Source organism: Janthinobacterium sp. FW305-129, from assembly GCF_020858115.1.
Classification (GTDB): domain Bacteria; phylum Pseudomonadota; class Gammaproteobacteria; order Burkholderiales; family Burkholderiaceae_D; genus Janthinobacterium.
Genome location: NZ_JACYMM010000003.1, coordinates 295,647 through 321,885 on the forward strand (window position 1 = coordinate 295,647; position 26,239 = coordinate 321,885).

General features: G+C 64.9%; 23 protein-coding genes. 9 read left to right on the plus strand and 14 right to left on the minus strand.

What is annotated here, in order from left to right; all coding sequences use genetic code 11:
* From IGS61_RS07680 to IGS61_RS07690, 3 genes are read right to left on the minus strand one after another with little or no spacing between them, the layout of a single operon-like run.
* The gene (locus IGS61_RS07680; protein ID WP_230539042.1) at positions 1 to 2,589 is read right to left on the minus strand and encodes an EAL domain-containing protein; all 2,589 of its coding nucleotides are present in this window, start codon (positions 2,587 to 2,589) and stop codon (positions 1 to 3) included.
* Positions 2,586 to 4,616, minus strand: a complete 2,031-nt coding sequence (locus IGS61_RS07685) for an ATP-binding protein (RefSeq protein WP_230539043.1) — start codon at positions 4,614 to 4,616, stop codon at positions 2,586 to 2,588. Before IGS61_RS07685 ends, IGS61_RS07680 begins: the two co-directional genes overlap by 4 nt.
* Positions 4,616 to 5,230 carry a YfiR family protein gene (locus IGS61_RS07690; RefSeq protein WP_230539044.1) on the minus strand — a complete coding sequence of 205 codons (615 nt, stop codon included), beginning with the start codon at positions 5,228 to 5,230 and terminating at the stop codon, positions 4,616 to 4,618. Before IGS61_RS07690 ends, IGS61_RS07685 begins: the two co-directional genes overlap by 1 nt.
* Positions 5,231 to 5,454: 224 nt before the next feature.
* On the opposite strand from IGS61_RS07690, the gene IGS61_RS07695 reads away from it, so the two are divergent.
* Entirely contained in the window at positions 5,455 to 5,937 is a 483-nt protein-coding gene (locus tag IGS61_RS07695; protein ID WP_230539045.1) for a CinA family protein, read from the plus strand.
* Here IGS61_RS07695 and IGS61_RS07700 read toward each other — a convergent pair.
* The gene (locus IGS61_RS07700) at positions 5,927 to 7,699 is read right to left on the minus strand and encodes a GGDEF domain-containing protein (protein WP_230539046.1); all 1,773 of its coding nucleotides are present in this window, start codon (positions 7,697 to 7,699) and stop codon (positions 5,927 to 5,929) included. The two genes, IGS61_RS07695 and IGS61_RS07700, sit on opposite strands and share 11 nt — an antisense overlap.
* A gap of 212 nt (positions 7,700 to 7,911) precedes the next feature.
* On the opposite strand from IGS61_RS07700, the gene IGS61_RS07705 reads away from it, so the two are divergent.
* The 3 genes from IGS61_RS07705 (at position 7,912) to IGS61_RS07715 (ending at position 11,874) form a co-directional block, all read left to right on the plus strand.
* Positions 7,912 to 8,640 (plus strand): hypothetical protein, encoded by a 729-nt coding sequence (locus IGS61_RS07705; RefSeq protein ID WP_230539047.1) that lies wholly within the window; start codon positions 7,912 to 7,914, stop codon positions 8,638 to 8,640.
* On the plus strand, positions 8,641 to 8,994 hold the full coding sequence (locus tag IGS61_RS07710; protein WP_230539048.1) for a hypothetical protein: 354 nt from the start codon (positions 8,641 to 8,643) through the stop codon (positions 8,992 to 8,994).
* Between the two features lie 66 nt (positions 8,995 to 9,060).
* Positions 9,061 to 11,874 (plus strand): M16 family metallopeptidase, encoded by a 2,814-nt coding sequence (locus IGS61_RS07715; protein WP_230539049.1) that lies wholly within the window; start codon positions 9,061 to 9,063, stop codon positions 11,872 to 11,874.
* A 3-nt stretch (positions 11,875 to 11,877) separates the two neighbouring features.
* Here IGS61_RS07715 and IGS61_RS07720 read toward each other — a convergent pair whose 3' ends face one another.
* A complete protein-coding gene (locus IGS61_RS07720) occupies positions 11,878 to 12,279 on the minus strand; it encodes a ribosomal maturation YjgA family protein (protein WP_230539050.1) in 402 nt (133 codons plus the stop codon).
* 89 nt (positions 12,280 to 12,368) lie between these two features.
* On the minus strand, positions 12,369 to 13,274 hold the full coding sequence (locus tag IGS61_RS07725; RefSeq protein ID WP_230539051.1) for a LysR family transcriptional regulator: 906 nt from the start codon (positions 13,272 to 13,274) through the stop codon (positions 12,369 to 12,371).
* 99 nt (positions 13,275 to 13,373) lie between these two features.
* Here IGS61_RS07725 and IGS61_RS07730 point away from each other — a divergent pair, with 99 nt between their 5' ends.
* Positions 13,374 to 14,693, plus strand: a complete 1,320-nt coding sequence (locus IGS61_RS07730; RefSeq protein ID WP_230539052.1) for an SGNH/GDSL hydrolase family protein — start codon at positions 13,374 to 13,376, stop codon at positions 14,691 to 14,693.
* Here IGS61_RS07730 and cysK read toward each other — a convergent pair.
* Positions 14,654 to 15,586: a cysteine synthase A gene (gene cysK, locus IGS61_RS07735; protein WP_230539053.1), complete on the minus strand. Its 933-nt coding sequence runs from the start codon at positions 15,584 to 15,586 to the stop codon at positions 14,654 to 14,656. The two genes, IGS61_RS07730 and cysK, sit on opposite strands and share 40 nt — an antisense overlap.
* An 84-nt stretch (positions 15,587 to 15,670) precedes the next feature.
* Positions 15,671 to 16,135, minus strand: coding sequence for an FKBP-type peptidyl-prolyl cis-trans isomerase (locus IGS61_RS07740; RefSeq protein WP_230539054.1), 465 nt, complete (start codon positions 16,133 to 16,135; stop codon positions 15,671 to 15,673).
* 94 nt (positions 16,136 to 16,229) lie between these two features.
* Here IGS61_RS07740 and thpR point away from each other — a divergent pair, with 94 nt between their 5' ends.
* Complete coding sequence (thpR, locus tag IGS61_RS07745; RefSeq protein ID WP_230539055.1) at positions 16,230 to 16,748, plus strand: RNA 2',3'-cyclic phosphodiesterase; 519 nt, start codon at positions 16,230 to 16,232, stop codon at positions 16,746 to 16,748.
* Between the two features lie 24 nt (positions 16,749 to 16,772).
* On the opposite strand, the gene tcdA is transcribed toward thpR, so the two are convergent.
* Positions 16,773 to 17,630: a tRNA cyclic N6-threonylcarbamoyladenosine(37) synthase TcdA gene (gene tcdA, locus IGS61_RS07750; protein WP_230539056.1), complete on the minus strand. Its 858-nt coding sequence runs from the start codon at positions 17,628 to 17,630 to the stop codon at positions 16,773 to 16,775.
* Positions 17,631 to 17,743: 113 nt separating this feature from the next.
* Here tcdA and pdxH point away from each other — a divergent pair, with 113 nt between their 5' ends.
* Both pdxH and IGS61_RS07760 read left to right on the plus strand, forming a co-directional pair.
* On the plus strand, positions 17,744 to 18,952 hold the full coding sequence (pdxH, locus tag IGS61_RS07755; protein WP_230539057.1) for a pyridoxamine 5'-phosphate oxidase: 1,209 nt from the start codon (positions 17,744 to 17,746) through the stop codon (positions 18,950 to 18,952).
* Positions 18,953 to 19,079: 127 nt separating this feature from the next.
* Complete coding sequence (locus tag IGS61_RS07760; protein WP_230539058.1) at positions 19,080 to 20,327, plus strand: SAM-dependent methyltransferase; 1,248 nt, start codon at positions 19,080 to 19,082, stop codon at positions 20,325 to 20,327.
* Positions 20,328 to 20,343: 16 nt separating this feature from the next.
* On the opposite strand, the gene msrA is transcribed toward IGS61_RS07760, so the two are convergent.
* A complete protein-coding gene (gene msrA / locus IGS61_RS07765; RefSeq protein WP_230539059.1) occupies positions 20,344 to 20,877 on the minus strand; it encodes a peptide-methionine (S)-S-oxide reductase MsrA in 534 nt (177 codons plus the stop codon).
* Between the two features lie 176 nt (positions 20,878 to 21,053).
* Here msrA and IGS61_RS07770 point away from each other — a divergent pair, with 176 nt between their 5' ends.
* A complete protein-coding gene (locus IGS61_RS07770) occupies positions 21,054 to 21,560 on the plus strand; it encodes a flavin reductase family protein (protein ID WP_230539060.1) in 507 nt (168 codons plus the stop codon).
* Between the two features lie 43 nt (positions 21,561 to 21,603).
* Here the strand turns inward: IGS61_RS07770 and IGS61_RS07775 are convergent, their stop codons facing one another.
* The 4 genes from IGS61_RS07775 to IGS61_RS07790 all read right to left on the minus strand — a co-directional run bounded on the left by IGS61_RS07775 (position 21,604) and on the right by IGS61_RS07790 (position 26,230).
* Positions 21,604 to 22,290: an OmpW/AlkL family protein gene (locus IGS61_RS07775; RefSeq protein WP_230539061.1), complete on the minus strand. Its 687-nt coding sequence runs from the start codon at positions 22,288 to 22,290 to the stop codon at positions 21,604 to 21,606.
* Positions 22,291 to 22,389: 99 nt separating this feature from the next.
* Positions 22,390 to 23,775, minus strand: coding sequence for an esterase (locus IGS61_RS07780; RefSeq protein WP_230539062.1), 1,386 nt, complete (start codon positions 23,773 to 23,775; stop codon positions 22,390 to 22,392).
* A gap of 239 nt (positions 23,776 to 24,014) precedes the next feature.
* The gene (locus IGS61_RS07785) at positions 24,015 to 25,037 is read right to left on the minus strand and encodes an L-threonylcarbamoyladenylate synthase (RefSeq protein WP_230539063.1); all 1,023 of its coding nucleotides are present in this window, start codon (positions 25,035 to 25,037) and stop codon (positions 24,015 to 24,017) included.
* Positions 25,034 to 26,230 (minus strand): 5-(carboxyamino)imidazole ribonucleotide synthase, encoded by a 1,197-nt coding sequence (locus IGS61_RS07790; RefSeq protein ID WP_230539064.1) that lies wholly within the window; start codon positions 26,228 to 26,230, stop codon positions 25,034 to 25,036. The genes IGS61_RS07785 and IGS61_RS07790 overlap by 4 nt, the downstream gene beginning before the upstream one ends.
* Between the last annotated feature and the right edge of the window lie 9 nt (positions 26,231 to 26,239).

Genomic DNA, 26,239 nt, shown 5'->3' on the forward strand with positions numbered 1-26,239 from the left:
CTAGCGCACCGCCGTGCGCGCCAGCCCCGGCTGGTTCACCATCCAGTAGTGCTGGAAGGCCAGGCGAATATTGTCGCGCAGCTGGGTGTCATCCCACGGCTTCGTATAAAAACGATAGATGGCGCCCCGGTTGATCGAGTCGAGCACGGCTTCCAGGCCCGTGTAGCCGGACAGGATGATGCGGATGGTTTCCGGATACAGCTCCTTGACCTTGCTCAAGAACTCCGTGCCGCTCATGCTGGGCATGCGCTGGTCGCAGACGATGACGTGGACCCGGTGCAGGGCCAGCATTTCAAAGCCTTCGGCCGGCGTGCTGGCCGTGAGGATCTGGTAGCCCTCGGGGCGGAACAGGCGGTGCAGCGAGGACAGCACGTTGACGTCGTCGTCGACGATGAGCAGGGTTTGCGCGGGCTGGGCGGCCGGGTCGTGGCCGGGCGGCAGGCCGGCGCCGGCGGCGATCATCTGCCCCAGTTCCAGCGCCGGCAGGGCGCGGCTGAAATAAAAGCCCTGGATCTCGTCGCAGCGGTTGCGCCGCAGGTATTCGAGCTGCGGGCGCGATTCCACGCCCTCGGCCACCACGCTCAGTTTCAGGCTGTGCGCCATGCTGACGATGGCCAGCGCGATGGCCGCGTCGTTCGGGTTGCTGGTGATGTTGCGCACGAAGGCGATGTCGATCTTCAGCTTGTCGATGGGGAAGCGCTGCAGATACGCCAGGCTCGAATAGCCGGTGCCGAAATCGTCGATGGCCACCTTCACGCCGATTTTCTTTAATTTTCCCAGCACGACGATGGTGCGCTCGGCGTTCGACATCAGCGCCGTTTCCGTCAATTCCAGTTCCAGCAATTCCGGCGCCACGCCGTACTGCGCCAGCGCGCGCGTTACTTCGCCCTCCAGGTCGCCCTCGGCAAACTGGCGGCTCGACACATTCACGGCCACGCGCACGGGTCCCACTTCGCTGTCGCGCCATTCGGCGATCTGGCGGCAGGCAGCCTGGATCACCCACGCGCCCACGCGCACGACCAATCCCGTGTCTTCCAGCACGGGCACGAATTCAGCCGGCGCCACCAGGCCATAGCCGGGGCGGCGCCAGCGCAGCAGCGCTTCCACGCCGCTGATGCGGCCCGTGCGCAAATCCACCTTGGGCTGGTAGTACAGGATGAACTGGTCGTGCTCGAGCGCATGGCGCAGCGCCAGTTCCAGGTCCAGGCGCGCCAGCACCTGCACGTTCATGCCGGCCGTGAAAAAGCGGTAGCCGTCGCGCCCCGCCTGCTTGGCGCCGCCCATGGCCGTATTCGCGTATTTGATCAGCGTTTCCGGGTCGGTGGCGTCGTCCGGATACATGGCGATGCCGATGCTGGCCGTCAGGGTGGCAGCATGGCCGCGCAGGTCGAACGGCGCGCGCAAGGCTTCGCGCACCTGGTTGGCCACGGCCACGGCTTCCTGCTGGTTGCGGCTCATGGTCAATATCAGCGCGAATTCGTCGTTGCCCAGCCTCCCCACCGTGTCGCGCAGGCGCACGCATTCGACCAGGCGGTTGCTGAACTGGCGCAGCAGTTCGTCGCCCAGCGCCGCGCCCAGGGTGTCGTTGATGCTTTTGAAGCGGTCCAGCGCGATGAACAGCACCACGATGCGCCAGCTTTTTTCCTGCGCCAGTTCGACGGCCTGGGCCAGCGTCTGGTAAAACAGGCTGCGGTTCGGCAGCCCCGTCAAGCCATCGTAATGGGCCAGGTGCTTCAGGCGCTCCTGCGCCTGGCGCCGTTCGCTGATGTCGCGCGCCACGGCGATCAGCAGCAGGCCGCCCGTGCCAGGGGTACCAGGATGGCCGCCCGCCACGGGCGCCTGCGCATACCAGTGCCAGCCCAGTTCCACGGGCACCAGGCTCAGGTCGCGCCGCACCAGTTCGCATTCCGTCACTTCCGTGGCCAGGTGGGCCGGGCCGCCCGGCAGCGCGGCCAGCGGCGGGGCCGGCGGCGACGGCAGCAGGGTGCCGGGCGCCAGCGCCAGCAGTTCGGCGCGCGCATAGCCGAGCAGGCGGCAGGCGCCGTCGTTGGCGTCGACCAGGGCCATGCCCAGCACGTCGACGAGGAAGATGGCGTCGCTGGTGGCGTCCATGGCGCCGCGAAAGCGCTGCAATTCGGCCGTGCGCTGGCCCACCGTGCGTTCGAGCAAGGTGTTGTAGTGGCGCGCGGCGCGGTGCAGCAGCCGCACTTCGAGCATGTTGCGGATGCGCGTGAGCACTTCGAGCGCATCGAAGGGCTTGCTGATGAAGTCGCGCGCGCCCGCTTCCAGCGCCGCCAGCTTGGCGTCCGGGTCGGCGGCGATCACCAGCACGGGCAGATAGCCTTCCAGTTCCAGCGGGCGCAAGGTATCCATCACCTCATAGCCGCTCATGCCGGGCATCACCAGGTCGAGGATGATCAGGTCGAACTGCTGGCGCTGGTGCAGGCCGGCCACGGCGCGCGCGTCGAGGGTGCTGCTGATGGCCGTGTAGCCGCCGCCTTCCAGCAAATGCGCGAGCAGGCGCAAATTGACTTCCTGGTCGTCGACGATGAGGATTTTCGCCGCATAGATATCGGCCTGGCTGATCACGGCGCCCCCTTGCCTTTCTGCCGGCGCTGCTGTGCCACGTAGGCCAGGGTGCTGTTGATCGCCTCGGTAAATTCATCGAGGTTGATCGGCTTGGTCAGATAGCGGTAAAAGCCCAGCGCCATGCTGCGCTCGACGTCGCCCGGCATGGCGTTGGCCGTCAGGGCGATGACGGGAATGTGCGCCGTGCGCGGATCGGCGCGCAGCAGTTTCAGCGCGTCCGTGCCATTCACATGCGGCAGGTTGATGTCCATCAAGATCAGCTGCGGCAGGTGCGTGCGCGCCATCTCCACGCCCAGGCGGCCATCCGTGGCCGTCAGCAGCTGCAATTGCGGGCAGTAGCGCACGATTTCCTCGACCAGGGTCAGGTTGGCGGGATTGTCTTCCACGTACAGCAAGGTCACGGGGGCGCTGTGCTCGAGCAGCGCGCCGGCCAGGTCCGGGCGCGGCAAGGCCAGCGGTGCGGGCGCGGGCAAGGCATCGACCACGCGCAGCTCGATCCAGAACGTGCTGCCTTCGCCTGGCGCGCTGGTCACGCCGATGCTGCCATCCATCAGCTCCACCAGGCGCTTGGTGACCACCAGGCCGATGCCGCTGCCCTCTTCCGTGCCGCCTTCCTGCCCCAGCCGGTTGAAGGGCTGGAACAGCAGCGCCACCTGTTCGGCATCGAGGCCCACGCCCGTGTCGCGCACGCTGATGCGCACCCGCCCGCCCGCCTGCGGCGCGCAAGCGATGGCCACCTGCCCCTGCTCGCGGTTGTACTTGAGCGCATTCGACAGCAGGTTCAATAAAATCTGCTTGAGGCGCGTGCGGTCGGCCAGCACGTTCAGGGGGCAGGCGTCGGGAAAGTCCATGCCGATGCCGCGCTGGCTGGCCAGCGGCGCGATCATGTCGCGGCATTCCTGCAAGATGGCGTCCAGCGCCACCGGTTCCAGCGACAGGCTGACCGTGCCCGATTCCACCTTCGCCAGATCGAGAATTTCATTGATCAATGTCAACAAGTGACGCCCCGATTTCAGGATATGGCCGGCGAATTCCTTCTTTTGTTCCAGGGTCGACGGCAGGCGGTCGGAACTGAGGATTTGCGCGAAGCCCAGGATGGCATTCAGCGGCGTGCGCAATTCATGGCTCATCGACGACAGGAAGGCCGACTTGGCATAGTTGGCGCTGCGCGCCTCTTCCATCGCCATGGCCAGTTCGCCATTCGTCATTTCCAGCTGCATCGTGCGCTCGTGCACGCGCACTTCCAGCTCCTGGTTCAGGCGCATGACTTCCTGCTGCGCCTGGGTGCGCTGCTCGCCCTCGCGCGCCAGCTCGCCGTTCGAGCGCTCCAGCGCCTGCGTGCGCAGCTCGATCTCGGCCAGCATCTTGTTGAAGGAATCGACCAGCTGCGCCACTTCGTCGACGCTGAGCTTGCGCGCGCGGCGCGAGTAGTCGCCCGTCTCGATCACTTCACGCGCCACGTCGGCGATATCGAGGATGGGCTGGGTGATGACGAAATCGAGACGGCGCAGCAGCAGCAAGGCCACCAGCAGCGCCAGCACCGTCACGCCCAGCGCGATGGCCAGGTAATCGGCCGTGCGGCCGGCCAGCTCGTAATCGGCGCGCAGGTAGACGGTGCCCAGCAGTTCGCCATTGTCGACGATGGGCTTGAACAATTCCACCGAACTGCCCTGGATGGTTTCGCCTTCCTTGCCCACCTTCGCCGGCAGCTCGCCCACCTGCTCGTTTGCGCGGTAGCTGGCAAACAGGCTGCCGTCGGCCTTGTACAGGGCGCCGGCCGTCACGCGCGGGCGGATGCGCATCAGGTTGAGGTTTTCCAGCGCCAGGCGTTCGTCGTCGAAGGCCAGCGCGGCCGAACTCATGTGCCCCAGCAGCTCGGCCTGGGTACTGATGTCGGCCACCAGGTTGCGGTGGTAGGCGCGCAAGTCGTAGACGACGATGGTGCCCAGCGAAATGACGAGCGCCACCAGGGTAGTCAGCAAGACCACCGACATCAGCTTGTGGCGGATGGAACGCAGTCGTATCATCAGGCGCCTCCCGTCTGCACGCGGTAGGCGGCCAGCAGCATGCGCGCGCTGATGCGGATATGCGCCAGCGCCACGGGTTTTAAGGCCACGTCGAAGCGCACCTTGTCTTCGGCCATGACAAAATTGATCATGCTGCCCATCGCGTAGACCTCATCCGAATCGGATACCGTCAACAACGCCAGGCCACGGCTGGCGGCCAGCATCTCCTGCAGCGCCGTTTTCTCCAGCGCGCCCAGGTACAGCACGTGCAGCCCGGCCAGCGCTTCGCCGCGGCGCACTTTTTTCACCTGCACGGCGCGGCCGTTGACGCTGTGCCCGGCCACGCTCTGTTCGAGCTGCTCGGCCAGCGCATCGGCGCCCGCCACGCCGATCACCAGCGGCGAGTCGGGCCGGGCAAAGCTGCCCTCGGGCCATTCGACATAGCCGGCAAACTTGTACAGGTACGCGGCCTTGACCTGGCGCTCCAGGTCGCCCGGCACTTGCGCCTGCGCCTCGGCGCACAGCGCGCCCAGGAGCAGCAATAGCCAGCCCCAGTGCAGGGAGCGATGGCCGCCGCGCACGGTGCGGCGCAGGGGGCCAGGATGACGCCACCAGGTCCAGTTCAGAATTGCCATGACAACCGAGTAAAGATAATGCATACGAAGGCGCGGCACCATGCCGCGTGCCTGTTCGGGCGATGCGCACCAGGGTAGCGCAGCGACAGAGCGCCTGCCGGACCGAAGTGGTAGCAAATGTATAAAAGAGTGTACGCATTTTCGCTGGTACCGGGGAAAGTTTCTTTTACCGTGGGCCATGCTACAGTCTTGCCACCCTTTTCCACCGCCTGCAGGAGTCATCCATGAGCAACGAACGCGTCCCCCTCTCCACCGCCGTCGGCCAGGCCCTGCAGGCGAAGGGCTTGCTGCTGGCCACGGCCGAATCGTGCACGGGCGGCGGCGTGGCGCAAGCCGTCACCGACGTCAGCGGTTCGAGCGCCTGGTTCGAGCGGGGCTTCGTCACCTATTCGAACGGGGCCAAGAGCGGCATGCTGGGCGTGCCCGCCGAGCTGATCGCCGCCCACGGCGCCGTCAGCGAGGAAGTGGCCGCCGCCATGGCGCAAGGCGCGCTGGCCCACAGCGAAGCCCAGGTGGCCGTCTCGACCACGGGCATCGCCGGCCCCACGGGCGGCGTGCCCGGCAAGCCCGTCGGCACCGTCTGCTTCGGCTGGGCCATGGACGGGCGCGTGCAGACGCAGCGGCTGGTGTTTGCGGGCGACCGCCAGGCCGTGCGCGAGCAGGCGGTGGCGCACGCCCTGCGCGAACTGCTGCGTTTTATCCGGTAGCCTCGGCGATGCAGGCGCGGTCGCGCCCGGCCTGCTTGGCCGCGTACAGGGCACTGTCGGCGCGCATCAGCAATTCGTGGCGGCCGGCGCCGTGGCGCGGATACTCGGCGATGCCGGCGGAAAAAGTGCAGCCGGACAGGCTGTGCGGCGCCTGCTGGATCAGCAGCTGGCGGTAGCGCGCGGCGATGTCGTCGATCTTGTGCGCGGCGATGCTGCTGTCGGCTTCGCGCAACAGCAGGCAGAATTCCTCGCCGCCATAGCGGCACACCATGTCGCTGCCGCGCAGCTGGCTCTCCACCAGGCGCGCGAACTGGATCAGCACCTCGTCGCCAAAGTTGTGCCCGTACGTGTCGTTGACGCGCTTGAAGAAATCCAGGTCAATGATGGCGATGGCCACGGGCGCGTTCGCGTCGGCCGCGTGCAGGATGGCATTGAGGCAGGTTTCGAAATGGCGGCGGTTGTACAGGCCCGTCAGGTGGTCGCGCATGGCCTGTTCCTTCAGGCTGTCCTGCAGGGAATTGACGTGCAGGATCTGGTGCGCCAGTTCGCGGTTCAGGTGCTCGAGCTTGGCGTTTTCCGTTTCGCGCGCCGCCTGCAACTCCAGCGCCTTGTCGCGCTCGGCTTTCAGGCTGTGCATTTCCTTTTCCAGGTTACGCATCAGGCTGCGCGAGGCGCGCGCCGACTTGCTGCTGGCCTCGTACGCGGCCTGGTATTGCTGCAAAAAGCCATACGCAGCCTGCCATTCGCCCAGCTGGGCATTGATATCGGACAAACCGCGCAGGATCTGCTGCTGGTGGAACGGATTGCGCGTCCAGCTCAGCAGGCTGTGCGCCTGCGTCAGCGAGGCCAGCGCCTGCGCCGTCTGGCCCGCGTGCAGGTCGAGCTTGCCGCGCACCAGCCACGCGTGCATCTGCTCTTCCAGGTCCTGGCCGCGGCGCGCATACTCTTCGGCGCGCAGCAGCAGTTGCAGCGCGCTGTCGGGCCGCTGCAGCAGGATGGCGGCGTGGGCGGCGATGCAGAACAAAAAGGCGCGCACGGCCAGGTCTTCTTCCGGCCATTCGTAAAACGGTTCGACCAGCGCCAGCGCTTCGGCCGGCTTGCCCGTGGCTAATAAACACATGGCCAGGTTGGCCGAGACGATGGTTTGCTGGTATTTGAGCTTTTGCGTGCCGATGATCTCGAGCGCCTCGACCAGCAGGGGGATGGCGTCTTCGTCGTTGCCCAGGTCGTGCTGCGACGACGCCAGGTTCGACAGGCTGTTGACGCGGTGCGCGGGGCTGCCGAAGCGCTCGGCGATGTCCAGCGCCAGCAAAAAATTGCGCGGGCCGTCCTGCGTGTCGCCACGGTTCAGGGCATCGACGCCCAGGCGCGCGTACAGCATGAATTTATGCAGGGAATCGGGGATCTGCGCGGCCTGGCTGCGCGCCTGCAGGAAATGCTGCTCGGCATCGGCAAAATCGCCGCGCCGGCTCGCGTACGCGCCCTGCAGGGCCGCCACTTCCATGCCCCCTTCCAGGTCGCCGCTGTGCTGGAAATACGCGCGCAGCTGCTCGCACGACGGTTCGGCTTCGCCCGCGTAATACGCGAGCCAGCAATGATTCAGTTCCGCATACGCGCCGCCGCGCGCATACTGTTGCCGTTGCGCCGCCGCCAGCGCCATCTGCGCCAGCCGCCGCGCCTGGCGGCGGTTGCCCACCAGGCAAGACAGGGCTTGCTGATTCAGACGGTCAATGTCGGCTTTATCGAGACTGGAGATCGGCACTGCGTCCTCATACACACGCTGGGGTGGATTTTTCACACAAAACTTGCTCTGTATCAATGGTATCCTGATTAACATCATAACCAGATTCGCTGTTCCGCATGGCATATTTGCAAAGGATTGTGGTAAAAATGCCAGTCGTGGCCTGGCCGGGCGCCTGCGCCGCTGTCACGGATCTTTGATTGTCACTGACGCAACAACTTGGAGTAGTCGCAATGCAAAACACGGTACATTTCATCCTGCAGGGCAAGGGCGGCATCGGCAAGACCCTCGTCTCGACCCTGCTGGCCCAGTGGATAGGCGGCAAGGACGACACGCCTTTGCGCTGTTATGACACCGACCAGGAAAACGCCACGTTCTCGCGCTACAAGGCGATGAATGTCAAACACGTGCCCGTGATGACGGATGCGCGCAACATCGATCCGAAACGCTTCGACGCGCTGATGATCGACATCCTCGATACGGACGGCAACTGCGTGGTCGACAATGGCGCGAACACGTTTTCGCCGCTGATGGGCTACCTGCTGGAAAACGACTGTTTCGCGCTGCTGGAAGAATCGGGCCGCAAGGTGTACATCCACACCATCGTCGGCGGCGGCGACACCCTGCACGACACGGCCACGGGCTTCGTCGCCACGGCACAGGCGACGAAAGTGCCGCTGGTGCTGTGGCAGAACGAACACTTCGGCCTGCTGCAATCGGCGTCGGGCAAGCAGTTTGTCGAATCGCAATCGTATGCCGACAACCGCGCGCGCGTGAAAGGCAGCATCACCTTGAGCCAGCGCAATCCCGACACGTTTGGTGCGGACGTCAAGAAAATGAATACGGCGCGCCTGACGATGCAGGAAGTGTTGCAGAACGACAAGTTCAACATCATGGAAAAGCAGCGCATCAAGGTCGTCTACCGCGACATCTTCGAACAGCTCGACAAGGTGCAATGGTAGATGGACCAGCACAAACTGCGCAGCCACGTGTTCGACAAGACGGGCATCAAGATCGACGTCGATGACCCGATATTCGCCCTGGTGGCGCTGAACGAAGCCGTGCTGGCGGAAACCGTCGAGCGCCAGCTGGCCTTGCTGGACGCCGCCACCCAGGCGCTGGCCGCGCAGGCGCGCGCCACGGGCGGCTTGCCGCCCGAACCGGCACCAGCCATGCCCCGGCCCGCGCCGCAAGCGCCCGGGCCTGCCCCCCTCTTTACGCCGCGCGAATGGCGTTTGCTGGGCGCGGCGGCCCTCGTCTCCGTCGCTTGCGCCCTGCTGGTGCTGGGCGGCGCGGCCCTGCTGTATAAACTGTAGCACCGTCGCGCTGGGCCCGCCACGAGCGGGCCGCAGCGTCTTCCCCACCCTAGCCTGGAAGCATGCATGAAACCGATCAAACTGCTGGCCATACCCGCCCTGATGCTGTCGCTGTACGGCGCCCCGCTCACGCTCGCCCACGCCGCCGGCGCCGCTGCCGCGACGGCAGCCACGGCCGTGCCAAATGTTGCCTACGAAAAATATACGCTGCCGAACGGCCTCGACGTGATTCTCGTGGAAGACCATAAATTGCCCGTCACGGCCGTCAACATCTGGTACCACGTGGGACCGGCGAATGAAGCGCCGGGCCTGACGGGCTTTGCGCATTTGTTCGAGCACATGATGTTTGCCGCCACCAAGCACGTGCCGCGCGGCATGGCCGACCAGTTGCTGGAAGGCGCGGGCGCCACGGATTCGAACGGCAGCACGGATTTCGACCGCACCAATTATTTCGACACGGTGCCGTCGAACCAGCTGGAACTGGCCCTGTGGGCCCATTCCGACCGCATGGGCTACCTGCTGGACGTGCTCGACCAGACGGCGCTGACGAACCAGCAAGACGTGGTGCGCAACGAGCGGCGCCAGAGCGTGGAAAACGCACCCTACGGCATCGTGCAGGAAGCCCTGTACCACCAGCTGTTTCCGAAGACCCACCCGTATTACGCCAGCGTCATCGGTTCGCACGCGGACATCCAGAACGCGAAGCTGGCCGACATCAAGGAATTCTTTACCCAATACTATGGCCCCAACAATGCCAGCCTGGTGATCGCGGGCGACATCGACAAGGCGAAGACCAAGGAACTGGTCAACAAGTATTTTGGCAGCTTCAAGAGCGGCCCCGCCGTGGCCAAGCCAGACGTCGTGACGCCGCCCATCACGCAGGAACGCCGCATCGTGGTGCAGGACCGGGTCGAGCTGCCGCGCGTCTTCATGGCCTGGCTGACGCCATCGGCCTACGCGCCGGACGATGCGGAACTGTCGATGGCCGCGCAGATCCTGGCCGGCGGCAAGTCCAGCCGCCTGTATAAATCCCTCGTGTACGACAAGCAGATCGCGCAGGACGTGGGCGCCAGCCAGAGCTCGAACGCCCTCACTTCCGTGTTCACCATCGACGTGACGGCCCGCCCCGGCCATCAGCCCGAGGAAATCGAGCAAGCCATGCAGGCGGAGCTGGAGCAATTGCGCGCCAAAGGCCCCAGCGAGAAGGAAATCGAGCGGGCCCGCAACAGCATCGAGACAGCCATGCTGAGCCAGGTGGAAAAAGTGGGCGGCAACGCCAACATGATGAACCAGTATAACCAGTACCTGGGCGACCCCGGCTACCTGGGCAAGGATATCGAGCGCTACCGCCAGGTGACGGCGGCCGGCGTGCAGCGCGCCGTCGACACCTACCTGAAAAACCAGGCGCGCGTGGTCGTGTATGGCGTGCCGGGCACGCCGGACCTGGGGCCGGAAGTGGCGACGCCGGCGCCGGGCAAGGTCAAACCGGCGCCGGGCACGGCCATCAATGCGGACGAGCCATGGCGCAACGCAGTGCCGAAGGCCGGTCCCGCGCCGAAGATTGTTCTACCGCAAGCGACGTCCTTCACCTTGAGCAATGGCTTGACCGTGATCCACAACTACAACCCGGCCGTGCCGCTGATTTCCAGCCAGCTGGTAGTAAAAAGCGGTTCGGGCGCCAATCCGCTGGCGCAGCCGGGCTTGTCAAGCTTTACGGCGCAATTGCTGCAGGAAGGCACCAGTACGCGCAGCGCGCCGCAGATCGCCGATGACGTGGCGCAACTCGGCGCCTTCCTCGGCACGGGTTCCGGCGCGGATGCCTCGTTCGCCCAGCTGACGTCGCTGAAAAACACCTTCCCGCAAGCGCTCGACGTGCTGGCCGACGTGGTGCAGCACCCGCAATTCCCGCAAGAGGAAGTGGAACGCCAGCGCGCCAGCCGCATCGGCGAACTGGCGCAGCAGCGCGAAAACGCGGGGGCCGTGGCGGCCCGCGTGGAAGCGGCCGCCCTGTACGGTCCGCAACATCCGTACGGCACCATCCAGCTGGGCACGGAAGCGGCCCTGAAAGCCACCAGCCGCGCCGACCTGCAGGCGTTCTGGCAACAGCATTATGTGCCCAACAATGCGGCGCTGATCGTCTCGGGCGACATCGATGCGGCGCAATTGAAGGCGCTGGCGGAAGCGAAATTCGGCAGCTGGAAGGCGGGCGCCGTGGCGCCATCCGTGACGGCGGCGCCGGCCACGACGAAAGCCAGGCTGATCCTGGTCGACAAGCCCGGCGCGCCGCAGACGGCCGTGCGCCTGTCGACCATCGCCGTGGCCCGCGCGACGCCCGACTATGCGCCGCTGCAAGTGATGAACGCGGCGCTGGGCGGCTTGTTTACCAGCCGGCTGAGCAATAACCTGCGCGAAGAGAAGGGCTACACCTATGGCGTGCGCTCGCAATTCCAGTACCGCAGCCAGCCGGGACCGTTCTCGATCGCGGCCGGCGTGCGCACGGACGTGACGGGCCCGGCCGTATCGGAAACCTTCAAGGAAATCCGCGCCATGATCGCCAAGCCGTTAAGCGCCAAGGAATTGTCGAATGCGCGCAATTCGCAGGTGCTGTCGCTGCCGGGCCAGTTCGAGACGAATGCCAGCATCAGCGCCAGCATGGCCAACACCTATATCTACGGCCTGGGCCTCGACTACTACGCGACCTTGCCGCAGCGCTTTGCGGGCGTGACGGACAAGCAGGTGCAGCAGGTGGCAAAAAAATACCTGCAGCCGGAAAAGCTGATCGTCATCGGCGTGGGCGACAAGGCCAAGATCGCGCCGCAGTTGAGCAAGCTCAAACTGGCGCCCGTGGAACTGCGCGATGCTGAGGGTAACGTGAAGTAAAGACTAGCGGCGCTTGAACAGCGCCAGCTTGTCGATGAACGCCGCCACGGCCACCCCGGCCGTGTAGGCGATCAAATCACCCCAGCCGAAGGTGGAACCGAGCGCCAGGTGCCCCAGCGGATGCGCGCGCAGCGCGACGAGCCAGGGCGTCTGGACCAGCTGGCCGAATTCGACGGCAAAGCAGATCAGCAGCGCAGTCAGCGCCAGCTGCCACGTGCGCATGCGCGTGGCGAAGATGCCCAGCGCAAAGACGATCATCATGGCCCACAGGGCGTCGCCCGGATACTTGCCCAGCGCGGCGGGGAGGAATTGGGGATAGGCGCGCGAGGCCAGGCCCAGCGCGATGACAGCCACGGTTGCGCCCACCTGCAGCAGGCGGCGGCGTTCAGGTTTTACCAGGAACATATTTCCATTCAAAGGCACGATACGGGCCGAACCATTGCGGCCCGTCCGATATTGTACTGCGCGGCCGTGTCCGCCTGCAGCCTATCGCATCAAGCCAGCTCCACGTGCTGCGCCAGGAAGTCGAGAAAGACGCGCACGCGCAGCGGCACATGCCCGCCCTGGCCCACGAAGACGGCGTGCACTTCTTCGGTGTCGCCCGGATTGAATTCTTCCAGCACGGCCTGCAAACGGCCCGCCGCGATATCGGCGCGCACCTGGAAGGCGGCCAGCCGCGCCAGTCCCAGTCCTGCCAGCGCCAGTTGCCGCAAGGCTTCGCCATCGCTGGCCTGCGCATTGCCCACGACCGGCACGACGATGTCGCCCCCGGGCAGACGCAGCGGCCAGCCCGAACGGGCGCGCGCGTAATTGGCGTCGAGAAGGTTATGGGATGCCAGCTCGGCCGCTGCCCGCGGCGTGCCGCGCCGCGCCAGGTAGGCGGGCGCCGCCACGATCGCCATGCGCGTCTGGCCCAGCTTGCGCGCCAGCAAGTTGGAACTTTTCAGGGGACCGGCCCGCACGGCCACGTCCGTGCGCTGTTCGAGGATATCGACGACGGCATCGGTGAGCACGATGTCGAGCGTCACCTCGGGATAGCGCTCCAGGAACAGCGGCGCCAGCGGCAGCAAGAAATGCTGGCAGAACGGCACGTTGGCATTCACCCTGATCTTGCCGCGCGGCACATCCTGCACGCCCGCGCAGCGCTCGGCCTCGTCCAGCGCCGCCAGCACCTGCATGCCCCGTTCATACAGGCCGCAGCCTTCGGCCGTCAGCTGCAGCTGGCGCGTGGAGCGGTTCAGCAGGCGCGCGCCCAGGCGCTCTTCCAGCCGAGACACAAGCTTGCTGACGGCCGACGGCGTCATGCCGCAGGCGCGCGCGGCGGCGGAAAAACCGCCCAGCTCGACGACGCGCACAAACACTTCCAGCTCGCCGGAGCGGTTCACTTCCAGTCTGGCCATTGTGAATTCAACTCATAAATGTTCTTCGATAGGATAGTCTAGTGCATAAATGGCTTTGCTTGCATCATGCGCACATTCCCCTTGATGAAGCGAGCCGCCATGCAACGATCTTCCCTTCTCCCCACCGCCCTGCTGAGCCTGGCATTCAGCACCAGCCCTGCACAGGCCGCCAATGCCGAACTCGCACCAGCCCCCGCCTTCAGCTGGCTGGCCAGCTGGACGGCCAGCCCGCAAGCCGTGTGGGGCAGCGACTTTGTGCTTCCCGCCAACGTGCCCGCCGTGCTGCACGAACAAACCGTGCGCCAGGTGGCGCGCCTCAGCGTGGGCGGCCCGCGCGTGCGCATCGTGCTGTCGAATGCGTATGGCAAAGTGCCGCTGCGCATCGGTGCGGCCAGCGTAGCCCTGGCGGCGAACGGCTCGGCCATCGAAGCGGGCAGCCTGCGCACGCTGACCTTTGCCGGCCAGCCGGCGGCCACCATGGCACCGGGCGCGCCGCTCGTCAGCGACCCTGTCGACCTGTCCGTGCCGGACCTGGCCCGGCTGACGGTGAGCGTGCACCTGCCGCAAGCCAGTCCCGTCGCCACGTTCCATTGGGATGGCCGCGAAACGGCGTGGATCGCGCCGCATGACCAGACGCGGGCCGCGCGCATTGACGAGGCGCAAACGGGCGTGCAGACCACCACGGCGCGCCTCTTGCTCAGCGCCATCGAAGTGGCAGCGGCGCCGGGGGCGCAAGCGGTGGCCATCCTCGGCGATTCGATTACCGATGGCGCCAGCGCCAGCCTGGGGATGGATGCACGCTGGCCCGATTTCCTGGCCGAACGCCTGGCGCCGCACGGCGTGGCCGTGCTCAATGCGGGGATTTCCGGTGGACGATTGCTGTCCGACGGCATGGGAGAGAACGCCCTGGCCCGTTTCGGGCGCGACGTGCTGGCGCAGCCGGGCGTGCGCACGGTGGTCGTCTTGATCGGCATCAATGACATCAGCTGGCCCGGCACGGCGTTTGCGCCACGGGAACAGCGTCCCACCCTGGAGGAATTAACGGCCGGCTACGCCCAGCTAGTCGCCCAGGCGCGCAGCCGCGGCGTGCGCGTGGTCGGCGCCACTGTGACGTCGTTCGCAGGCGCCCTGCCCGGCACGCCATTGAGCGACTATTATCAGCTTGATAAAGATGCGCTGCGCCAGCAACTGAACGCGTGGATACGCGCCAGCGGCCTGTTTGACGCCGTGCTCGACTTCGACGCCTGGGCGCGCGACCCGGCATATCCGCTGCGCCTGCTGCCCGCCTACGACTCGGGCGACCATTTGCACCCGGGCGACGCGGGCAACCGGGCGCTGGCGGAAGGGATAGACCTGACGCTACTGTTTAACAGTAAAGATCAGTCGCCGAGGCCCGCGTACAAAGCCGTGCTCAAGTAGCGCTCGCCGAACGACGGGATGATGGTGACGATGGTCTTGCCCGCGTTTTCCGGACGGCGCGCCACTTGCAGGGCGGCCCACAGGGCGGCGCCCGACGAAATGCCGACCAGCAAGCCTTCATCGCTGGCGGCCAGGCGCGCCGTGGCGAACGCATCGTCGTTCTTGACGCAGATGATTTCGTCGTAGATGGCCGTGTTCAAAATCTGCGGCACGAAACCGGCGCCGATGCCCTGGATCGGATGCGGCCCCTTGGTGCCTTTCGACAGCATCGGCGACGCTTCCGGTTCCACGGCGATCACTTGCAGGCCGGGCTTGCGCTCCTTCAGCACTTCGCCGATGCCGGTGATCGTGCCGCCCGTGCCCACGCCGGCGACGACGATGTCCACTTGCCCATCCGTGTCACGCCAGATTTCCTCGGCCGTCGTGGCGCGGTGGATGGCGGGATTGGCGGGATTATTGAATTGCTGCAGCATCAAATAGCGCGGGTCGGCCGCCACCAGCTCTTCGGCCTTGCGGATGGCGCCCAGCATGCCTTCGCTGCCGGGCGTCAGCACCAGCTCGGCGCCGTAGGCGCGCAGCAGGATGCGCCGTTCGCGGCTCATGGTGTCGGGCATGACGAGGGTGCAGCGGTAGCCGCGCGCGGCGCAGACCATGGCCAGCGCAATGCCCGTGTTGCCGCTGGTGGGCTCGACGATGACGGTATCGGGATGGATCTTGCCTGCCGCTTCCGCGGCGACGATCATGGACAGGCCGATGCGGTCCTTGACGCTGTGGGCGGGATTGTAGAATTCGAGTTTGGCCAGGATGGTGGCCACACTGCCGGCGGCGATGCGGTTGATGCGCACCAGGGGGGTGTTGCCGATCAGTTCAGTGACGTCGTTGGCGATGTTCATGGGAGTCTCCACAGCAATTACAGAAGAAACCAGTCTACCGCTTTTTCACGGCAGCGCACGTGGTGCGCTGCCGAAACTGAACAATTACTTCACGTCCAGCAGTTCCACGTCGAAGATCAGTGCCGAGTTCGGCGGAATGTCGCCATTGCCGGCGCCGCGCGGGCCGTAAGCCAGTTCGCCAGGAATGATCAGGGTGCGCTTGCCGCCCACTTTCATGCCGGCCACGCCCTGGTCCCAGCCCTTGATGACCATGCCCTTGCCCAGCGGGAAGTCGAACGGGCCACGGCCCACGGAGCTGTCGAACTTCTTGCCGCGCGAATCTTTCGCCAGCGGACGGTACAGCCAGCCCGTGTAGTGCACGACCACGGTATTGCCGGCGGACGCTTCCTTGCCCGTGCCGACCTTGTTGTCGATCAAGATCAATTTATCGGCGACAGGGCCGGGGCTCAGCGATACGGCCGAGGCGGGAACAGGCGCTGGCGCCTGTGCCTGCGCCAGCGACGCGGCGACGGAGCAGATCAGGGCAAACAAAACGGAGCTACGCGTCATGATGTATTCTTTCAGTGAGTTTCGGTGAGATCTCTGCCAATGCAAGAGGCAGGGAACGCCAATCATAGCAAACCGCCGCAACGATAGGAAAAACTTGTCGCCCGATATCCATAGCCCCCGCCTGTTTTACGCGCTGTGGCCCGATGCGGCCACGCGCGCGGCCCTGGCCGCCTGGCAGGCGTTGCTGGACGGCAAGCCCGTGCGCCCGGAAAAGCTGCACCTGACCCTGGCCTTCCTGGGCCAGCGCCCGGCCAGCGAGCTGCCGGCCCTGCAAGATATCCTGGAACAATTGCCGGCGCGTCCCATGCCCTTGCTGTTCGACCACGCCAGTCATTTTACGCAGCTGGCGCTGGCCTGGGCCGCCCTGGCGCAACCGTCGCCCGCCCTGCTGGACTTGCGCGCGGCCTGCATGCATGCGCTGGCGCAACAGGGGCTGGCGCCGCGCTTCGAGCACGACCGTTTTACGCCCCACGTGACCCTGACGCGCCAGGCGCCGCCGCCGGCAAGCCAGGACTTCGCGCCCATCGCCTGGCAGGCGGACGAACTGGTGCTGGTGGAATCGCTGAAAAGCAGCGGCGACTACCGCATCCTGGCCAGCCGCAAACTGACTTAAGCGGCGTGACTTAAGCGGCGTGGCTTAGGCGGCGTCCGGCACCGCCACTGGCTCGGCGGCAACTTTGTCCTGGCGCAAGCTTTTCAGTGCATGGGCGGCCGCCACCATGCCGAAGCTGGCCGTCACCACCACGCTGGAGCCAAAGCCGGCGCAATTGAGGCCCGTCACGCCGGCGGGCGTGCTGCCATCGATGGCGCACGCTTCCGCGCTCTCGGGCGTGCTCAGCGGTTCCATGGAAAACACGGCGTCGACATTGAATTTGTTTTTGATGCCGCGAGGAAAGCCATATTCGGTGCGCAACAGTTTGCGCACGCGCTTGAGCAGCGGTTCCTGCTCCGTCTTCGACAGGTCGCGCACGGCGATCAGAGTCGGGTCCGTCTGCCCGCCCGCGCTGCCGATGGTCAGCATCGGTACATTGCGCGCGCGGCAATACGCAATCACGGCCGCTTTCGCCTTGGCATTGTCGATGGCGTCGACCAGGTAGTCGAAATCGCGCCCGCCCAGCAACTGCTCCAGGTTATCGGGAGTAATAAAATCCTCGATCTGCGTGACCTGGCACAAGGGGTTGATCAATTCGATGCGTTCGGCCAGGGCCGTGATCTTGGCCTTGCCGATGGTGTCGCTCATGGCCTGGATCTGGCGATTGATGTTCGATTCGGCAACATTGTCGAGGTCGATCAGGGTCAGGCGGCCGATGGCGCTGCGCGCCAGTGCCTCGACGATCCAGGAACCGACGCCGCCCACGCCGATCACACACACGTGGGCGGCGCGGAAGCGGGCCAAAGCGGGCGCGCCGTACAGGCGGGCAATGCCGCCGAAACGCCGCTCAAAATCGATCTCGGTCAAGTCCATGGAAATTAGTTCATTGGTGGAGGTATGCATGGCGCCATTTTAACGGACACTGCGCTGGCGGATATTCTAAAATAGCCGGATTGACACAGCGACAAGGCCAGACTGTCGCCGCGCCCCCACACCGCCCACCACGAGAACTCGCCATGACCACTCCCCTGTTCGACTCCGTTCCCGGCTTTGACCAGCCCATCGCCGTGCTCAAGCATTGCCACGACAAGATCCGCAAGCAGCTGAGCACATTGCAAAACCTGCTGGCCCACCTGGTGCAGCACGGCAACACGGCGGACGCGCAGCAGGCGGCCAAGGCAGTGTTGCAATATTTCAATAAAGCCGCCCATCTGCACCATGACGATGAAGAGCAGGATCTGATGCCCATGCTGCAAGCGACCGCTACGGGCGACGATGCGGCCCTGCTGGTGACCCTGGTGCCGGAAATCCTCGCCGACCACCAGCGCATGGACCAGGCCTGGCTGACCCTGCGCCCGGAACTCGATGCCATCGCGGCCGGCACGGGCGTGCAGCTGTCGGCCCATGGCGTGCGCGACTATGTGGCCGCCTACCAGGCCCACATGAGCAAGGAAGAGGGCCAGCTGGCACCGATGGCCAAGCGCCTGTTCAGCGCGCAGCAGATGGAGCAGCTGGGCACGGCCATGCAGCGCCGCCGCGGCATCGCGCCCGATGCAGCGGAAGCCCCCGTGCAGGCAGACCCGGCCGCCGTGCTGGCAGCCATGCGCACCGATTACGTCCAGTCCAGCCTGAGCGAGACGGATGTGCTGGCCGATCCCATCGCCCAGTTCCAGAAATGGTTTGCCGAGGCCGTCAACGCGCAAGTGATGGAGCCGAACGCCATGGACCTGGCCACCGTCAGTGCGGACGGCAAACCCAGCTCGCGCATCGTGCTGATCAAGCAATTCGACGAACGGGGCTTTACCTGGTACACGAATTACCACAGCGATAAGGGCCGGCAGCTGGAACACAACCCGCACGCCGCGCTGCTGTTCTTCTGGCGCGAGCTGGAGCGGCAGGTGCGCATCGAGGGCACGGTGGTGAAAACCACGGCGGCCGAGAGCGACGAGTATTTCAATGTGCGCCCCCTGCAAAGCCGGCTGTCCGCCATTGCCTCGCAGCAAAGCGCGCCCATCGCCGACCGTGCCGCGCTGGAAAGCCATTACGAGGCCGTGGCCGCCGCCGTCGGCGACGCGCAGCCGCCGCGCCCTGCCCACTGGGGCGGCTACCGTTTGCAACCGGAACGCATCGAATTCTGGCAGGGACGCCGTTCGCGCTTCCACGACCGCATCGTGTTTACACGCGGTGCTGACGGGCAATGGAGCATGCAACGCTTGCAACCATAAGCAGGACAGTCAAGGCGGCGCAAAGCAAGCTGTGCAATATCAGTGTAGGCTATGAGGGTAGAAGTTACTAAATGACATTGTTTCTCAATTTGCGGCCTCAACAGCGGCCGCTTGATTGGAGGCCATTTTGTTTGTACAAAACCAACTCAAGTCCTGGATTGCCGGCATCCGCAGCAAGACCGCCTTGCCGCTGCGCATAGAATTGTGGAACGGCCAGCACGTTGACCTGTCCAGCGAAGCGCCCCGCGTCACCATCCGCCTGCCGACCGTCGCCTCGGCCCGCTATCTGCTGAACCCCTCGCTGGCCAATCTGGGTTCGGCCTATGTGGAAGGCAATATCGAGGTCAAGGGGACGGCGATGGACATGATTTCCATCTGCAATGCCCTGGCGCGCAACACCTTGAAACCGGAAGGCAAGCTGGCCCGCATCGTGCGCAGCTTTACGCACGACAAGAGCAAGGATGCCGAAGCCATCCGCTACCATTACGACGTGTCGAATGCCTTCTACGAGCAATTCCTCGACCCCGCCCTCGTGTATTCCTGCGCCTATTTCGAACACGGCGACGAAACCCTGGCGCAGGCGCAAGTCAAGAAGATCGACCATATCCTGAAGAAAATCCAGCTGCAGCCGGGCCAGACCCTGCTCGACATCGGCTGCGGCTGGGGCGCGCTCGTTATTCGTGCCGCGCAGCAATATGGCGCCCGCTGCGTGGGCGTGACCCTGTCGGAAAACCAGTACGCGCTGGCGCGTGAGCGCGTGGCGGCGGCCGGCCTGGCCCACCTGATCGATATCCGCCTGCAGGACTACCGCGACGTGACGGGCCAATTCGACCGCATCACCAGCGTGGGCATGTTCGAGCACGTGGGCCTCAAGCATTTACCCGAGTACTTTTCCATCGTCAACAAGCTGCTGGCGCCGGACGGCATGGCGATGAACCACGGCATCACCTCCACCGACCCGGAGAATGGCGAAACGCCGTACGGGGGCGGCGAATTCATCGAAAAATATGTGTTTCCGCACGGCGAACTGGCGCACATCGGCAATGTCCTGAAAACCATGCAGCAAGGGGGGCTGGAAGTGCTGGACGTGGAAAACCTGCGGCGCCACTATGCGCGCACCTGCGCCCTGTGGACGGAGAATTTCGAAGCCCATGCCGAACAGATCCGTCCGCTGGCGGGCGAGCGGCGCTTCCGCATCTGGCATGTCTACCTGGCCGGCTGCGCCTATGCCTTCGAGCAAGATTTGATCAGCCTGTACCAGATCGTCTGCGTCAAGGCGGGCCGGCGCTCTTCCACTCTGCCCTGGTCGCGCAACTACATGTATGCGCAGGAGAATACGCAGGAAACAAGGCCGGCGCCCGTGCTCACGCCCTGACAGGCGCGCGGAGCGTTTACTTCAGGCGCCCCGCATACATGGCGCGGAATTTCTCCACCTTGGGCGCGACGACCAGGGCGCAATAGCCCTGCAAGGGATGCTGTTCCACATAATTCTGGTGGTAATCCTCGGCCCGGTAAAAGACTTGCGCCGACGCAAGTTGCGTGACGATCGGTGCATCCCATACGCCGGCCATCTCGGCCAGCACCTTGCGCGCCACTGTTTCCTGTTCGGCCGACTGGTAATAGATGACGGAACGGTATTGCGTGCCGACATCGTTCCCCTGGCGATTCAGGGTGGTGGGATCGTGCAGCGTAAAAAAGATTTCCAGCAAGTCGTGATAGCTGATGACGGCCGGATCGAATTCCAGGCGCACCACTTCCGCGTGACCCGTGTCGCCCGTGCAAATCTGTTCGTACGTGGGATCGGGCACACTGCCCCCCGTGTAGCCGGACTCGACGCGCGTCACGCCGCGCACTTCCCCGTACACGGCGGCCAGGCACCAGAAACAGCCACCGCCCAGTACCGCCACTTCCGTCTGTTGATTCATGATGTCCTCCCGCAACGCTACTGCGACTTATCATTTCACCACTGTAACGCAAAGCCCCATGGCCTGCAGCGCCGCTTGAAACGGTGCGTAGCGCACCGCACATAGGGCCAGGCCGGCCACGATTGCGCTGGCGCCGCCGATTTTTGGCATAATGTCAGCAAATAGACAGGTCACCCATGAACACACGCTCTCCCCGCGCGCCCGCGCAAGAATTCGATACGACACATTTCCGGCAGGCACTGTCGCAGTTTGCCACGGGCGTGACGGTCATCACGACGCGCCTGGCCGACGGCAGTTTCCGCGGCTTGACGGCCAGTTCCTTCAATTCCGTTTCGCTGTCGCCGCCTCTGGTGCTGTGGAGCCTTGGTTCCGTGGCGAACAGCATGCCCATCTTCAGCGGCAACTCGCATTACGTCATCAACGTGCTGGGCGCCGACCAGGCGGAACTGGCGACGCGCTTTTCGCGCCGCACGCCAAATCCCTTCGACGACGTCGAGTATGAACTGTCGCGCACGGGCCAGCCCATCCTGAAAGGCGCGTCGGCCTGGTTCGAATGCCACAACCGCAGCCGCTATCCGGAAGGCGACCACGTCATTTTCGTGGGCGAAGTGGAACAATGCGCGTTTGCCGCGCAAGCGCCCTTGATCTTCCACAATGGAAAGTTCAATACACCGCAAGCCTGAGCCGCGGCACAAAAAAAAATCCGCCGAGGCGGATTTTTTTGCATTACAGGGTGAAGTTATACCCGATGCTGATGCTCACGGCGAGCGGATCGAGCTTGATGTCCTGCGTCTGCCCCGTCGAGAATTTCGCCTTGGTTTTCAGGAAGGTCTTGACCACGGCCACATCGGCAAACCAGCGCTCGTTGAGGGCCAGGGTGCTGCCGACCACCAGGCTGCCTGCCAGCTTGTTGTCCATGCGGTAGGTGACGGGCGATCCACCCGGATCCAGCAAGGCCGTCATCTGGCCCGAGCCTTTTTCCTTCTGGAAATAGGCATACGTCAAGCCTGCGCCCACGTACGGACGGATCATCGCATTGGGCTGGAAGAAACGGTACTGGATGAAGGCCGTCGGCGGCAAGGCTTCCGCCGTGCCCAGCTTGCCCGTGCCCTTGATGGAACCATCGCCGATCAAGTCATGCTTGTACGGCACGCCCAGGATCATTTCAGCGGAAATATTGTCCGTGATCATGTAGGCAAAGGTCAGGATGGGCTTGGTATCCGCCTTGACATCGGCCTTCGTGCCCGGCAGTGCAGGCGCGGAAATGTCGCCACTGTCCACGTGCGGCGTGATCTTGTTGAGGCCAGCCTTGGCCATCCAGGTGCCTGCGCTTTGCGCCGAAGCGCCCGTCGCCATGGCCATCGCGGCAGCCGCGGCCAGCACGCGTACGGCGGTATTCAAACGATTCTTCATCTTGTCTCCTGATTCAGTATGTGCGGAGTGTTCCGCTTTCGAGTCTTGTCGCTGCCGGCACCGGCCTCGCCTCGCAGGCACAGCCGGTGCGGCCATCCCTTACAGCCAGCCCCGCACGACCATGTCCTTGGCCACATAACGGGCCAGCAACAGGTTGTTGAACGGCGTAGGATGCACGTCGTCGGCATACGAGTAGTGGCTGACGTCGCCTGCCTTCAGGTTCGTGCCATTGCACACGAGCGAGCTGCCCAGGAGATTGCCTGGCGCGTTCAGGTCGCACGCCGTTTCCGTGACGTTGGTCAAGCCGTACGGGCCAGGATTGACGCCCTGGTCATGGCTGACGGCAAACACGTCGACCAGCAAGACTTTCGCATTGCCATTCAGGCCGCCGCTCAGTTCGCCGTTGAAGGCGCTGACCATGGCATTGATGAGCGCCTTGGTATTGGCATCCTTGCCCAAGCCCGATGGCGTGCCGGCCACGTCCGGCAGATTGTTGACGATCACATAATTGGCGCCCTTGGCGATGATCTGGTCCTTGACCAGTGCCACCAGTTCGATTCCCGCCTGTTTCATGGCGCCAACCAGTGCAGGGCCATTCGCCGCAGCGTAATCGGCGCCGGCCTTGGCACCGGCGGCGTTGCCGGTGACAGTGGCGTCGGCCTTGGCCTTGGTTGCGGCGGCGGCCGCCAACGCTGGTGCATTCAGATTGCCCGCCATGTAAGCGGCAGTGGCAGCAGCTGTCACCACGGACGCGTCCGTGTGGCCGGGACGTGCATTTTCCGTCACAATCGCCGCTGCGATGGCCTGCACCGCCGTCGAGGGAACGGTAGCGCCGGCGGCCAGAGCCGTCGCCAGATTGGTAACAAAAGCCTGCGCACCGGCGGTCGCACCGGCAGCCAGGCCAGCAGCGGTCGCCTTCGCTTGCAAGTCACCCAGCAGGAATAGCACGTCATTACCGCCGGCCATCACGAAGACGGCTTCCGTGCCGCTGAACTTGCCGCCGGAGACTGCCAGGTGGTTCGCGATCTGCGTCACCACGGGCACGGTCAGGGCGCCCAGCGTACCGCCTGCCAATTTATTGTTCGGGCCGACGGGGTTGGTCACGCGCGAACCGCCCATGGCGTAGCCGAAGCAGCCGGCATGCTTGACGCGCGGCACGGACAAGCCCTTCGCCGCATCGCCCTCCAGACCGGTCTCGGCGGCGCATGGCGCGGCCAGGCCGAATTGCGCGGCCAGGTGCTCGGTCCAGTTCTTGCCCGTCAGTTCAGGATTGATCTTGGTATTGTCGCCATTGATGGTGAACTTGCCGCCACCGAGCTTGGCCACGGTGCCCACGGCATACGAACCGACGTCGGACAGGCTGTCGCCGAACGACACCTGCGCCGTGTATTTGACTTTCAAGGCTTGATCACCGCCACTGGCGCCGCCGCAACCTGCCAGGACAGCCGCAGCCAGCACGGCCAACGCGAATTTTGTTTGATGCATTTTGTCTCCTCGGTCTTTTTTCTGGTTTCTAAACGAACGGACGTGCTATTCGCTACCCAACTAATATGCCATCGTTCCTCGGGCTTGCATAGAAAATATGTTTTAAAAATCAACGAAATAACAACACCGACAGCGCCCTGTCACGACCGGACGATCCGCTGAATTATGGAGGATTTAATATGGTTCGTGGCAAGCATCTCTATTGCGCTGCATCAAGAAAAAGCCCCTTGCGGGGCTTTTTAGGATGCGGATAGAAATTGCTGCAAGATGCCACTCGAGCCGAAGGCGGCGCGCCGCAAACGGTCGTTGATGCCCAGCCACGCGGGGCCGGTGGGCGGTGCTTCGACGAGTATCAGCTCGGCGCCGACCTGGTCCATCGTGCGCAGCGAGGCATACAGCGCATGTGCGTAATTTTCCGGGTTGGCCGCCAGGCGCACGCTGGCGCTGGCCGGCGGCAGATCCGAGTAGTGGATCAGGGCCACGCGGCGTCCGTCGTTGAGCAGACGGTTCAAGGTGGCGCGCACCTCGTCGCTGTGCTGCATCGCAACAGGCGTATGTGGCGCGTAGTGCGATTCCAGCGTGCCCGAGGCGCGCGGCGCGGCCGCGTCGGCAACAGCCGGCGCGCGGCCGATGACGGCGGCGATCTGTTCGCTGCTGATATGGCCGGGACGCAACAGCACGGGGCCATGCGTGGCCAGGCGCGACAGGTCGACGATGGTCGACTCGATGCCCACGTCGCTCTGTCCGCCATCGAGGACCAGGCCCAGCAAGCCGCTGACGAGTTCCGCCGCAAATTCATCGCGCACGTGCTGCGCCGTGGTGGGGCTGACGTTGCCGAACTTGTTCGCCGACGGCGCCGCCAGGCCGCCCTTGCCGCCCTTGAAGGTGCGTAGCAATGCGATAGCCACCGGATGCGACGGGCAGCGCAAGCCCACCGTATCCTGGCCGCCGGAAACGGCATCGGGAATATGCGCGGCGCGCTTGACGATCAGGGTCAGCGGACCGGGCCAGAAAGCGGCCACCAGCTGCTCGGCCTCGACTGGGATGTCATCGGACCAGTGCCCCAGGTCGGCGCCGGGCGCCACGTGCACGATCACGGGGTGGTCCGAAGGCCGCCCCTTGGCTTCGTAGATGCGCGCCACGGCGGCCGGGTTTTCCGCATCGGCGCCCAGGCCATACACCGTTTCCGTCGGGAAAGCGACGAGGCCGCCCCCTTCCAGCACGGCGGCGGCCGCCGCCAGGTCGTGTGCGGGCACGCTCACGGCGCGATTCCCAGGATCAGGCAAGCGTCGCGCAGGCGCTGCTGCGCCTCTTGCAAGCTGGCCGCGATGAAGGTCAGGTGGCCCATCTTGCGGCCACGGCGCGGATCGTCCTTGCCGTACAGGTGCAAACAGGCGCCCGGCAGGGCCAGGATGCGGTCCCAGGCAGGTTCGCAGGCGACATCGCTGCCGTCGGCAAACCAGGCGTCGCCAAGGATGTTGAGCATCACGGCCGGCGAATGCTGGCGCACGTCGCCCAGCGGCAGGCGCGCCATGGCCCGCACTTGCTGCGCAAACTGGCTGGTGACGCAGGCATCCATCGTGTAGTGGCCGCTGTTGTGCGGACGCGGCGCCATTTCATTGACCACCAGGCTGCCATCTTCCAGCACGAAAAATTCGATGCACAGCACGCCGACATAGCCGAGTTCGGCAACCATCGCCTGCGCCGCCCGCTGCGCCCTGGCGGCGCAATCGTCGGACACGTTCGGGCCCGGCACCGTGGTGGTAAACAACACGCCGTCGCGGTGCACGTTTTCGGCGATCGGATACACGACCGATTCGCCGTCCACGCCGCGCGCCGTCAGCACCGACACTTCATACGCCAGCGGCAGCATCTTTTCCAGCAGGCAAGTTACCTCGCCCATTTCCGCGAACGCGGCGCGCACGTCGTCGCGCGTGCGCACGCGGAACTGGCCCTTGCCGTCATAGCCCATGCGCACGGTTTTCAAAATGCCTGGCAGCAAGTCGTCACCAATGGCGTCAATATCGGCCTGCGTGGCGATGACCATGTGCGGCGCCGGCAGCACGCCCGATTTCGGAGCGCAGTCGACAAAGAAACGCTTTTCCGCGATGCGGTCCTGCGCCACCGACACGCCATGGGCGTTGGGCGCCACGAACACGCGTTCGGCCAGGCGCGACAGGCTGCCGGCCGGCACGTTCTCGAATTCGGTGGTGACGGCCAGGCATTGCGCCGCCAGCGCGTCGAGCCCTGCCGCGTCGCTGTAGCCGGCATTCACCAGGCGCTGCGCCACCTGCCCCGCAGGGCAGGCGTCCGATGGTTCCAGCACGGCAACCTGGTAGCCCATGCTCTGGGCGGCCTGGGCAAACATGCGGCCGAGCTGGCCGCCGCCCATCACGCCCAGCCACGCCGGTGGGTTGGCGGCGGGCAGCAATGGGGAAGTCGATTTACTATTCATTATTTTTCA

Excerpts from the sequence above, each read along its gene's own strand:
- IGS61_RS07685 (WP_230539043.1), bottom strand. The coding sequence starts at position 4,616 with ATGATACGACTGCGTTCCATCCGCCACAAGCTGATGTCGGTGGTCTTG.
- IGS61_RS07690 (WP_230539044.1), bottom strand. The coding sequence starts at position 5,230 with ATGGCAATTCTGAACTGGACCTGGTGGCGTCATCCTGGCCCCCTGCGC.
- IGS61_RS07695 (WP_230539045.1), top strand. The coding sequence starts at position 5,455 with ATGAGCAACGAACGCGTCCCCCTCTCCACCGCCGTCGGCCAGGCCCTG.
- IGS61_RS07705 (WP_230539047.1), top strand. The coding sequence starts at position 7,912 with ATGCAAAACACGGTACATTTCATCCTGCAGGGCAAGGGCGGCATCGGC.
- IGS61_RS07710 (WP_230539048.1), top strand. The coding sequence starts at position 8,641 with ATGGACCAGCACAAACTGCGCAGCCACGTGTTCGACAAGACGGGCATC.
- IGS61_RS07715 (WP_230539049.1), top strand. The coding sequence starts at position 9,061 with ATGAAACCGATCAAACTGCTGGCCATACCCGCCCTGATGCTGTCGCTG.
- IGS61_RS07720 (WP_230539050.1), bottom strand. The coding sequence starts at position 12,279 with ATGTTCCTGGTAAAACCTGAACGCCGCCGCCTGCTGCAGGTGGGCGCA.
- IGS61_RS07725 (WP_230539051.1), bottom strand. The coding sequence starts at position 13,274 with ATGGCCAGACTGGAAGTGAACCGCTCCGGCGAGCTGGAAGTGTTTGTG.
- IGS61_RS07730 (WP_230539052.1), top strand. The coding sequence starts at position 13,374 with ATGCAACGATCTTCCCTTCTCCCCACCGCCCTGCTGAGCCTGGCATTC.
- cysK (WP_230539053.1), bottom strand. The coding sequence starts at position 15,586 with ATGAACATCGCCAACGACGTCACTGAACTGATCGGCAACACCCCCCTG.
- IGS61_RS07740 (WP_230539054.1), bottom strand. The coding sequence starts at position 16,135 with ATGACGCGTAGCTCCGTTTTGTTTGCCCTGATCTGCTCCGTCGCCGCG.
- tcdA (WP_230539056.1), bottom strand. The coding sequence starts at position 17,630 with ATGCATACCTCCACCAATGAACTAATTTCCATGGACTTGACCGAGATC.
- pdxH (WP_230539057.1), top strand. The coding sequence starts at position 17,744 with ATGACCACTCCCCTGTTCGACTCCGTTCCCGGCTTTGACCAGCCCATC.
- msrA (WP_230539059.1), bottom strand. The coding sequence starts at position 20,877 with ATGAATCAACAGACGGAAGTGGCGGTACTGGGCGGTGGCTGTTTCTGG.
- IGS61_RS07770 (WP_230539060.1), top strand. The coding sequence starts at position 21,054 with ATGAACACACGCTCTCCCCGCGCGCCCGCGCAAGAATTCGATACGACA.
- IGS61_RS07775 (WP_230539061.1), bottom strand. The coding sequence starts at position 22,290 with ATGAAGAATCGTTTGAATACCGCCGTACGCGTGCTGGCCGCGGCTGCC.
- IGS61_RS07780 (WP_230539062.1), bottom strand. The coding sequence starts at position 23,775 with ATGCATCAAACAAAATTCGCGTTGGCCGTGCTGGCTGCGGCTGTCCTG.
- IGS61_RS07790 (WP_230539064.1), bottom strand. The coding sequence starts at position 26,230 with ATGAATAGTAAATCGACTTCCCCATTGCTGCCCGCCGCCAACCCACCG.